General features: G+C 66.4%; 8 protein-coding genes. 4 read left to right on the top strand and 4 right to left on the bottom strand.

The window, feature by feature from the left end; all coding sequences use genetic code 11:
* Positions 1-156 precede the first annotated feature (156 nt).
* Positions 157-1,872, bottom strand: coding sequence for an alkyl sulfatase dimerization domain-containing protein (locus VGK20_17520; GenBank protein ID HEY2775846.1), 1,716 nt, complete (start codon positions 1,870-1,872; stop codon positions 157-159).
* Between the two features lie 86 nt (positions 1,873-1,958).
* Between VGK20_17520 and VGK20_17515 the strand changes: the two genes are divergently transcribed.
* From VGK20_17515 to VGK20_17500, 4 genes are all read left to right on the top strand, one after another.
* On the top strand, positions 1,959-3,311 hold the full coding sequence (locus tag VGK20_17515; GenBank protein ID HEY2775845.1) for a carotenoid oxygenase family protein: 1,353 nt from the start codon (positions 1,959-1,961) through the stop codon (positions 3,309-3,311).
* A gap of 96 nt (positions 3,312-3,407) precedes the next feature.
* Positions 3,408-6,032, top strand: a complete 2,625-nt coding sequence (locus tag VGK20_17510; protein HEY2775844.1) for a penicillin acylase family protein — start codon at positions 3,408-3,410, stop codon at positions 6,030-6,032.
* A gap of 229 nt (positions 6,033-6,261) precedes the next feature.
* The gene (locus tag VGK20_17505; protein HEY2775843.1) at positions 6,262-6,879 is read left to right on the top strand and encodes a class I SAM-dependent methyltransferase; all 618 of its coding nucleotides are present in this window, start codon (positions 6,262-6,264) and stop codon (positions 6,877-6,879) included.
* A gap of 20 nt (positions 6,880-6,899) precedes the next feature.
* Positions 6,900-7,352, top strand: coding sequence for a peroxiredoxin (locus tag VGK20_17500; GenBank protein ID HEY2775842.1), 453 nt, complete (start codon positions 6,900-6,902; stop codon positions 7,350-7,352).
* Between the two features lie 98 nt (positions 7,353-7,450).
* On the opposite strand, the gene VGK20_17495 is transcribed toward VGK20_17500, so the two are convergent.
* From VGK20_17495 to VGK20_17485, 3 genes are all read right to left on the bottom strand, one after another.
* Positions 7,451-8,638, bottom strand: coding sequence for an acyl-CoA dehydrogenase family protein (locus VGK20_17495; protein HEY2775841.1), 1,188 nt, complete (start codon positions 8,636-8,638; stop codon positions 7,451-7,453).
* 3 nt (positions 8,639-8,641) lie between these two features.
* Positions 8,642-9,697: an alpha/beta hydrolase gene (locus VGK20_17490; protein HEY2775840.1), complete on the bottom strand. Its 1,056-nt coding sequence runs from the start codon at positions 9,695-9,697 to the stop codon at positions 8,642-8,644.
* 199 nt (positions 9,698-9,896) lie between these two features.
* Positions 9,897-10,487, bottom strand: coding sequence for a hypothetical protein (locus VGK20_17485; GenBank protein ID HEY2775839.1), 591 nt, complete (start codon positions 10,485-10,487; stop codon positions 9,897-9,899).
* Between the last annotated feature and the right edge of the window lie 36 nt (positions 10,488-10,523).

Genomic DNA, 10,523 nt, shown 5'->3' with positions numbered 1-10,523 from the left:
GCGCTCGCCGCCGGATGGGTCGCAGCCAGACATGACGGGAGATTCTCGTCGGGCGGCGCCGATGGTCAAGCGCGGCTGCCAATTCGCGGGCGGCTGCGCCGCCCTATGCGGATCGGGGACAGGCACCGGCACTCTGGTGCCTGACCCCAACTCGGCTCATCGAAACAGGAACAGGAAGCGGACGAGCTCGAGGCGATTGCGGTCGACGCTTACCGCGCCGCTGGCGAAGGCGGCGGTGGCGTTGCGGCGGCGCGTCAGGATTTCCTTCCAGACTTTCGAGTCGCAAGTCACCGTCATCGTCGCATCGTCGGGAACCTGCGCGACGAGCTCGGCCACCGAGTTGTGCACGCGCATTCCCCACTTTTCACCGATGTCGGGAAAGACCAGGCCCACCGAGTAGCTCTTGCCTTCGGCCTTGGCCGCGTCGAGCCGCACGGTCATTGCGCGAAGAAAATCGCCGACGGGAATGGCAGCGATCAGCGATTCGGGAGTGCGCGAGGGATCGGGAGCTTCGACGGTGACTTTTTCTTCGGCTTCCAGCGCTTCGGTCAGTTCGTAGTTGCGACCGTTGGCGCTCGGCTCGGATTGCGCGAGAAGGCGCAGCGCCGCGGCGCGGATGCTTCGCGCGACGGTGGTGAATTCGCCGAGCGCCGCAAGGTCGCCCGACAACTCCAGCGCCCACCGCGCGTCGCCGCGCTCGAGCGCGGCGCTGGCCTGGTCCCTCAGCTTGTCGCTTCCGCCGGCCATTGCCGCCATTCGGTCGGCGCGCTCGCGCCGGGTCAGCGGCGAAAGATCGGCCGCATCGCCGGAGAACCATCCGAGATACCCGTCGAAGATCGCGCGCACCGACCAGTCCACGCGGCCGTAGCGCTCGGCAAGCCACGGCTTTGCCGCCAGCGACGACGGCAGGCGCAGCGTTGACGCGATGTCGTCGGCGGTTTGCCCGTCGTTCATCGCGTGCAGCGTCTGGTCGTGGACGAACTGGATCGCATCACGATAGTCGCCGAGGCGGGCCTGGATCTCGGCCTCGCCGCTGACCGGCAGCGTATGGCCGGGCACGAGCACCGCCGGACGAAGCGCGCGCATGCGGTCGATGCTGGCAACCCAGCCCAGCACGTCGCGGTACGGAGTGCCTCGGATCGCGTAGAGATTCGGGAACGAGTGATAGTAGTCGTCGCCGCAAAGAAGCACGCGTTTTTCGGGCAGCCACACGGCGATGTGGTCCGGAGTCTCGCCGGGAACGTGCAGCAGCAGCATGTGGATGCCGGCAATCGTGAGATCGAGGCTCTCGCCGTCGAAAGTCTTCGTCGGAGGCAGGAACGACAGCGTCGTCGTCGCGTCGCTCACGAGCTTCGGCCCCACTCCGCAGTGGATACGGTCGGCGTCGGCAAGAAGAGTCCCGAACTGGCGCATCGCGCGCTTGTACGTGATCTCGCGCGTCGCGGTGATGATGCGGCGCAGCTCCGGCGCGAAGCTCGCGTGCGCGATCACTTCGGGGTGGTCGCTGCCGGCCATCACGCCGGCTCCGAAGATGTGGTCGGCGTGGTTGTGCGTGTAGACGATCGCCGCGACCGGCGCCGTACTGATCTTGCGAAATTCATCGCGCACGGGCGCCGCAGCTTCGGCGCTTTCCATCGTATCGACGATGACGTTGGCGCCTTCGCCGGTGATCAGCACCGAGTTGGCGAGCCCGTAGCCGACGGCGACGTGCACGCCGGGAGCGGCTTCGATCACCTTGCGGGGAAACTCGGCGAGCTGGTCGGCGAAACCCTGGGCGCTGGCGGCGGGAGGAGCGGTCGGCGCGCCGTGGCCGCAGCCGATCAGCAGGACGAGCGCGAGAGGGGCGCGAGCGTGGAGCGAAAACGACGGCATGGCGGCGCCCAAGACTATGCCGGGGGGCGCCTCTGCCGCCAGTCGGAGTCGTTGACGCCGGCAGCCGACCGCAGCAGGATCCGGGCATGAGCACGGCAACCGTTGCGGAAGAAACCTCCGCCAGCCTGGAAAAACTCCCGTTCTTCCTTCGCGGCAACTACGCGCCGGTCGAGACCGAAACGAGTTCGACGTCTCTCAGCGTCGACGGCGCGATCCCGACGGCGCTCGTGGGCACCTATCTTCGAAACGGCCCGAATCCGAAGGGCACGACGCCGCCCCACTGGTTCTTCGGCGACGGCATGCTGCACGGAGTTGCCCTCGAGAGCGGAAAGGCACTCTGGTACCGGAACCGCTGGATTCGCACGAAGCAGCTCACCGACCGCGCGCGAGTCGTCCAGGCAGACGGAAGCCGCGACCTGGCCGCGGGGCCGGCCAACACCAATATCGTTCGTCACGCCGGCCGCATCCTCGCACTCGCAGAAACGACGAGGCCGTGGGAGATCTCGCCGGGCCTGGAAACCGTCGGGAACTTTGACTTCGGAGGCCGCCTGACAACCGGCATGACCGCGCATCCGAAGATCTGTCCGCAGACCGGCGAGATGCACTTCTTCGACTACAACTGGTTTTCGCCGTTCCTCACGTACCACTGCACGGACGCGAGCGGCGCGCTCGTGCGAAGCGTGCCGATCGACGTGCCGGGACCGACGATGATGCACGACTTCGCGATCACGTCGGGCCACGTGCTGTTCATGGACCTGCCGGTGGTCTTCGATTTCGAGCGCGCGATGCGCGGCCAGATGCCGTACCGCTGGGACGACGCCTACGGCGCGCGCATCGGCGTGATGAAGCGCGGCGACGACAGCGGCGCCGTGCGCTGGTTCGACGTCGCCCCCTGTTACGTTTTTCATCCGATGAACGCGTTCGAAACCGGCGACCGCATCACGATCGACGTCGCGCGCTATCCGGAGCTGTGGCGCGAGGGCACGGCCCGCTTCGATCTTGCGTATCTTCATCGCTGGGAAATCGATCTCGGGCGCGGCAGTGTCACCGAATCGGCGCTCGACGACCGGCCGATCGAGTTCCCGCGCATCGACGACCGGCTGTGCGGCTCGAAGCACCGCTACGGCTATGCGGTGCGCAACCTCTCGTCGCGCGACTCCGCCGCAACGTCGCTGCTCAAGTACGATCTTGCCGGCGGCGTCTCGGTCGAGCACGACTTCGGTTCTTCGCGGTTTCCCGGCGAGGCGGTGTTCGCGCCCGATCCGTCCTCCGGCGAAGAGGACGCCGGCTGGCTGCTCGCATACGTCTACGACGCAGCAACCGACCGGTCCGATCTCGTGATCCTCGATGCCCGGGACTTCGCGGGGCCTTCGGTGGCCGAAATCCACCTGCCCTGCCGCATCCCGTTCGGATTCCACGGCAACTGGATGCCGGCGTGACCTGAACGGGGCCGGTTCTGATTCCGGATTGGATGTAGCGGCGCGCGGTCGTATAACCGGGGCCAGCTGCCAGACCATCCCTGGGGAGGGACCAACGTGAAAACACTTCGACTTGCCGCACCCGTTGCGGCCGTGCTCGCCATGGCTGCCGCGGTCGTCGCATCCGCCGACGACAACGGCCTGTTCCTGAACATCCTGCCGCCGGGCAACAACGGCTACATGACGACCGGCGAGGCGCTTGCGTTCCTCAACGACGGCACGGTGCCGGCGAACTTCAACGACCAGACTCCGATTTACGCAGCGCTGACATACGCGGCGCCCGGAATCACCGACGACCACCTGACGAGCTATTTCAAGCCCGCTCCCCTCACGCCGTCGGGAAATCCTCCCGACTCTCCGAAGCCGACGCTGCCGGGCCTGTCCATCACGCGCGACGATTTCGGAGTTCCGAACATCCAGGCCAGCAATCGCGCCGACGTGATGTACGGAATCGGCTGGGCTTCGGCTGCCGATCGCCTGTTCTCGATGGACGTCGCGCGTCACGCCGGTCGCGGCCGCATCTCCGAGTTCGTCGGATACGACCCGGCGCTGATCGACGAGGATCGCGGCGTCTACGCGTTCGCCGGGTACGACGAGGCGGATTTCCAGGACCAGTACGATGCGATGCTCGCCAACAACGGCGGCCTGGGCAAGCGCACCGACAGCGACATCACCAACTTCGTCGCCGGCATCAACGCGTTCATCCTCAAGGTGAACCTCGGACAGATCCAGCCCCCGGTCGAATACGGGGCGCTCGACGAGCTTCCGGTGCAGGAATTCAAGAAGACCGACGTGCTGGCCGTCGCGGTATTCCTCGAATACCTGTTCGGCGCCGGCGGCGGCGCCGAGGACCACGACGTCGCGCTGCTCGGCGAGCTGCAGACTTCCCTCGGGGCCTCGCAGGGCGCCGCGCTGTACCGCGACCTTCGCAGCCTCGACGATCCCGACGCACCGGTGACGACCGACCTTCCGTTCCAGTACATGACGCAGGGAACGATCGATCCCAATGCCGTCGCCGTTCCCGACACGGGCAGCGAGGTGCAGCATCCGGCAGTCGAAGTGGTCGGCGCCATTCCTTCGGCGCGCTCTCCTTCCACTTCGCAGGTGGCCGCGTTGCTGAAGCACGCCACGCAGCCGTCGATGAGCAACTTCCTCGCCGTCACCGCTGCCAAGGCGGTCGGCGGACACCCGATCCTCGTCGGTGGACCGCAGACGTCCTACCTCATTCCCGAGCTGCTCTACGAGTTCAGCGTCGACTCCGGCGGCCTGAAGACCCGCGGCGTCGCGCCGATCGGTTCGCCGTACGTCGTGCTCGGGCGCGGCCTCAACTACGCGTTCACCGCAACCGCCGGCGGCTCGGATGACACCGACGTGCGCGCCGAGCTGCTGTGCAACCTTGACCACTCGCCGCCGACGACCAGCTCGACGAGCTACATGTTCAACGGCACCTGCACGGCGATGACGCAGAGGACCGACACGTGGTGCGCCGGCGGCGGCTCGGCCGATCCGACGTTCTGCAGCAGCCACCCCGACAACGTGCAGGCGGTCGTGCAGCGGACCCGACACGGAAACGTGTTCGCCCGCGCAACGGTCGGCGGTCAGCCGATCGCGCTGGTACACCAGAGGGCCAGCTTCGAGCGTGAAGGCGAGAACGCGCTCGCGTTCCAGAAGATCAACAAGAACACGCCGACGGCCAAGAGCTTCCTCAAGTCGATCAGCAAGGCTCCGGGCAGCTTCAACTGGCTCTACGTCAACCAGGACGACCTGTTCTATTTCCACTCCGGACTGCTTCCGATCCGGGCCGACGGCGTCGACTACGACAAGCCGAGCTGGGGAACGGGCCAGTGGGAATGGAAAGGCTTCATCACCACGGCCCAGCATCCGCAGGAGCTCAATCCTGCCAAGGGCTACGCGACGTCGTGGAACAACAAGCCGGCTCACGGCTGGCGCTCCTCGGACAGCAATTTCGGTTACACCTCGACGTACCGCTCGGCCATGCTCAATACGCAGATCACCGCGGCACTGGCCGGCGGCCCGGTGACACCGGGCAACGTCGTCGAAGCGATGGGCAACGCCGGCTTCACCGACCTGCGCGGCGAGCAGGTGCTGCCGTACGCATTGCAGATCATCGGCAGCGAGCCTTCACTGGCCCCGGAGCTGACGCTTCTCAATGACTGGGTGACGGCGGGCACGCAGCGACGCGACCGCGATCACAACGGCGTTTACGACAACGACCACGCCGTCGCGATCATGGACGCATGGTTCCCGCACATGATCGACCAGACCGTGGGACCCCAGCTTTCGTCGTTCTACTCGGACATTCCGCTCGAGTTCGACAACAAGCCGGGCGCGATCGGCTCCGCCTACCAGGACGGCTACTACGGCATCCTCAAGAAGGTGCTGAGGATGGCGCTCGGCCAGAGCGTCGGCGCGCCGTACGAGGTGCTGCACTGCGCCGACGGCACCCAGGCCGGCTGTCGCACGGCGCTGGTCAACAGCCTGCAGGCGGCGGTCAACGACCTGACGACGCAGTTCTCATCGTCCGATCCCTCGACATGGACCGTGGATTCCGCCGGAGAGGAGATCGAGTTCCGTCCATTCGGACTGGCCACCGTGCCCGGCATGCCGTGGATCAATCGCCCGACCTTCCAGCAGTGCGTCCAGGTAACCGCAAAGCACTGAGTTGGGGGAGTTGGGGACAGCCACTATGCCATTGTTGTAATGGGGTCAGGCACCAGCCGAATAGGCACCAGCCCTGTCGGGAAACTGGTGCCTGACCCCGCCCTCGCCTCAGCGCGCCCATGCGTAACAATCAGCCGCACCGGGCCCATTCACGCTCCTGAGTGAGCTCCTCTGGACGGGTCCAACCCCGCTTGCCAGAACGAAGCTTCGCAGACATGAGTGATTGCCGATGGGCCTTTACGACCGCTACGTGCTGCCTCGCCTGCTGGATTTCGCAATGCGCCAGCGGCCCATCATGCGCCAGCGCGCCAAGGTCGTGCCGCTTGCGAGCGGCCGCGTGCTCGAAATCGGAATCGGATCGGGCCTGAACCTGTCCTTCTACGACAAGACCAAGGTCGAGAAAGTGCTGGGCCTGGACCCTTCGCCGGAATTGCAGGTCATGGCCAGGCGCCGCGCGGACGAGGCCGGCATCGAGGTCGACTGGCTGTCGCTGTCGAGCGAGACGATTCCGCTTGCCGACGACAGCGTCGACAACATCGTGATCACCTACACGATGTGCACGATCCCCGACGTCCACTCGGCGCTGCTCGAGATGCGACGCGTGATGAAGCCGGGGGCGTCGATGTACTTCAGCGAGCACGGTGCGGCTCCGGATCCGACCGTGCGCAAATGGCAGGACCGCATCAACGGTGTCTGGGGAAAGATCTCCGGCGGCTGCAACGTCAACCGCAACGTCCCCGAAATGCTCGAGCGGGCGGGCCTCGCCCTTCGCGACCTCGACACGATGTACCTGCCGGGTCCGCGACCACTGACCTACACTTACTGGGGCAGCGCCACCAAGGCCTGATCCCGCCTCGGAGAATACCCATGAGCATCGCTGTCGGAGACAAGGCGCCCGAGTTCAACCTGCGCGACCAGAACGGCAAGCCGGTCTCGCTTGGCGAATTCCGCGGGAAAAAGGCCGTCGTGCTGTACTTCTACCCGAAGGACGAGACACCGGGCTGCACGAAGGAAGCGTGCAGTTTTCGCGATTCGTACGAGGATTTCGTCTCGGCCGGCGCCGAGGTGATCGGGGTCAGCGGGGACTCGGTCGCCAAGCACAAGTCGTTCGCCGAGCACCATCGTCTGCCGTTCACGCTGCTCGCCGACGAAGGCAATGCGCTGCGCAAGGCTTACGGCGTGCCGGCCACGCTGTGGATCCTGCCGGGCCGCGTGACGTACGTCATCGACAAGGCCGGAGTCGTGCAGCACGTCTTCGATTCCCAGATGCAGGCCACGCGCCACATCGACGAGGCGCTGGCAACGCTGAAGCGGATCTAGCTGGGGTCAGGCACCATTCCCCTGGTGCCTGACCCCATTCCCCTGGTGCCTGACCCCATTCCTCTGGTGCCTGACCCCATTACGACTGTGGCATAGCTTCAGTCCGGCAACGCGAGCATTCGCTTGGCGATGACGCCTAGCTGGATCTCGCTGGTGCCGCCTTCGATCGAGTTGCCGCGCGAGCGCAGCCAGTCGCGCGTCTTCTCGAGCTCCGCGGCATCGAAGCTGTCGCCGTCCCAGCCCAGCGCTTCGGGCCCCGCGATCGCCGTCATCAGGTGGTTGCGGCGCATGTTGAATTCGGAGGCGTACCACTTGAGCAGCGAGCTTTCCGCACCGGGCTTGTCGCCCGGCTTTCTTTCGTCGCGGTAGCGCTGGATGAGCAGCTCGAAACAGCGACGATCCATCTCGCTCTGTGCGACATCGCTGCGCACGGCGGCCGAGCCGATGCGTCCCTCGCTCATGCCGACGTGGCGCCGCGCCGCCGCCACCAGTGCGGGCTCGCCGTCACCCGCCGTGCTGAACACTTCGCCATGCGTGGACCGCTCGAATTCGAGCACCGCCTTGCCGACGGTCCATCCGTTGTTCAGCCCGCCGACGAGGTTTCGCGACGCGACGCGCACGCCGTCGAGAAAGGTTTCGCAGAACGGCGACTTCCCGCTGATCAGCATCGTAGGCCGGATGGTGACTCCCGGCGTCGCAAGATCGAACAGGAAGAAGCTGATTCCCGCCTGTTTCTTCGCGCCCGGATCGGTGCGTGCCAGCAGGAACATCCAGTCGGACTCGTCGGCGTGCGAGGTCCAGCATTTCTGCCCGTTGACGACGAACTCATCGCCGTCGCGCACCGCCGCGGTGCGAAGACCGGCAAGATCGCTGCCGGCGCCCGGCTCGCTGTAACCCTGGCACCAGCGGACGCGTCCCGACGTGATCGGCGCAAGGTGCTCGCGCTTCTGCTGCTCGCTTCCGAACGCGAGCAGCGCCGGCCCGATCATCGTCAGCCCGAAGCCGACCAGTGGAGGCGGAATCCTCGCGGCGGCCATCTCGTGGCGGATGATGCGCGCATGATCGTCATCGAGACCGGCGCCGCCATACTCGACCGGCCACGACGGCGCGGTCCAGCCGCGCTCGAGCATGCGCTCCAGCCACAGCTTCTCGTCGGGCGTCCACGCGTAGTGCCGCCCGCCCCAGCAGCCGTCGAACGGAGTCGTCGCACGACCGAGGAGCGAAGCGGGGCAGCTGCGCGCGAGCCAGGAGCGCGCGTCGGCGCGAAACCCTTCGAGATCCGTCATCGATCAGTGGTCCACGCCGAGGCCGGTGCGAAGCGCCGCAGCCGCATCGTCGAAGGCACGACGCGCCTCGCGCACGACACCGGTCATCGAGATGAAGCCGTGGATCAGGCTTTCGTAGTTGCGGTAGTCGACGTCGACTCCCGCTTCCATCAGCCTGGCCGCGTAGGCTTTGCCTTCGTCGCGCAGCACGTCGAAACCGGCCGTCATCAGGAACGTCGGCGGCAGCCCCGCCACGCTCTCGGCCCGCAGCGGCGAGCAGCGCCAGTCCTTGCCCGTGCCCGCCTCACCGAGATAGTTCGCGCGGAACCAGCGCATCGCGCCGCGCGTCAGGTAGAAACCCTCGGCGAAGGTTTCGTAGGACTCGGTCTCCGCGCCGAGATCGGTGACGGGATAGATCAACAGCTGGAAGTCCGGTGCGCGCGTTCCGCTCGCGACCGTGTACTGCGAAACGGCAGCTGCAAGGTTGCCTCCGGCACTGTCGCCGCCGACCGCAAGCCGCGTCGGATCACCGCCGATCTCGGCTGCATGGGTGGCCACCCACGTGAACGCCGCCAGCGCATCGTCGAAGGCCGCCGGAAGGCGATGCTCGGGCCCGAGACGATAGTCGACGGACACGACGATGCAGTCGGACAAGGCGGCGAACGACCGTGCAACGCTGTCGTGCGTGTCGAGGTCGCCGATCGTCCATCCCCCGCCATGGTAGTAGAGGAGCACCGGTTGCGGCGACGTGCCGGAAGTCGGCACGTAAACGCGCACCGGAATGTCGCCGTGAGGTCCGGGCAGCGAGCGGTCGAACACCCGCGCGAGCGGCGCCGCTTCGCAAGCCAGCAGCCTTGCCGAATCGCGGAACAGTTGCCGCGCATCCGGCGCGCTCATCGTTTCCAGCCGCGGCAATCCGGCGGCAGCCATCAACCGCAGCAGAAGCTGGAGCTGGGGGTCGAGAGTCTGTCCGTCGCGCACTTCGGGACGCCCCGCCAGCACCGTGACGACGGCATCGGGCATGCCGATCAGAAACGTAACGACCTGGTTCTGGATGGTCTGGACCAAAGATGGTGCCATAGATTTCCAGCTCGACTCGCGAGAAAAGCGGCACCACCGGAAGGGGAGCGCCGCGGCGTCGTCTCAGCGGCGCGAGTATAGGCAGCCACGGCCCGCGACGGAAACGGGAGCAAAAATCCGGCACAGGTGCGTGTGTCCCCGCGCCGAGTGCCGCTTTCCGAAAGGGATCACACGAACGTGCGTGGCGGTCCCGGATTCGTCAGAACAGCCAGCCGCGCTTCTTCGGCTTCAGCTCGTCTTCGCAGTTGGTGAGCTGGGTCTGGTAGCGCGCCGCGCGTCCGGCCACTCGCCGCGCGGTGACGAGCAGCCACGCCTTGTCGCGGTGGGTCCCGCGCTGATAGCCGATCGGTCCTTCGTGATACGCGAGGTAGAGGCGGTATGCGTCGTCCTTGGGAATTCCGCAGACCTCGGCGCTGCGCGCGTTGTACCACCCGATGAAGTCGACCGCGTCGCCGAATTCGTCGCGGTCGGCGCCGTGGCTGCCCGTGGCGCGGCGATACTCGTCCCACGTCGATTGCAGCGCCTGCGCATAGCCGCGCGCGTTGGATGGACGCGAACCCGGAATGAAGCCGAGAAAGAAATGCCGCGCAGGACGCGCGTCACCGTCGAACGAAGACTCCTGGCGGATGAACGCGAGCTGGATCGGGATCGGTACTCCCCAGCGTTCGCGCGCGCGCTCCGCTTCGACGTACCATTCCTTCTTCTCGCGAAAGATCGAGCAGGCGTCGTCGATGCGCGCCGGTGGCTGCGTCGCGGAACACGACGCGACGAGAAATAAAAGAACAGGCACGCAGCGACGCGCGCTCGCGAAAGACGCGGCCCCGGG

The organism is Candidatus Binatia bacterium, assembly GCA_036493895.1.
GTDB lineage: Bacteria > Desulfobacterota > Binatia > UBA1149 > CAITLU01 > DATNBU01.
Note: the sequence above shows the minus strand (reverse complement) of the source record. Positions and strands in the feature narration are given on the sequence as shown.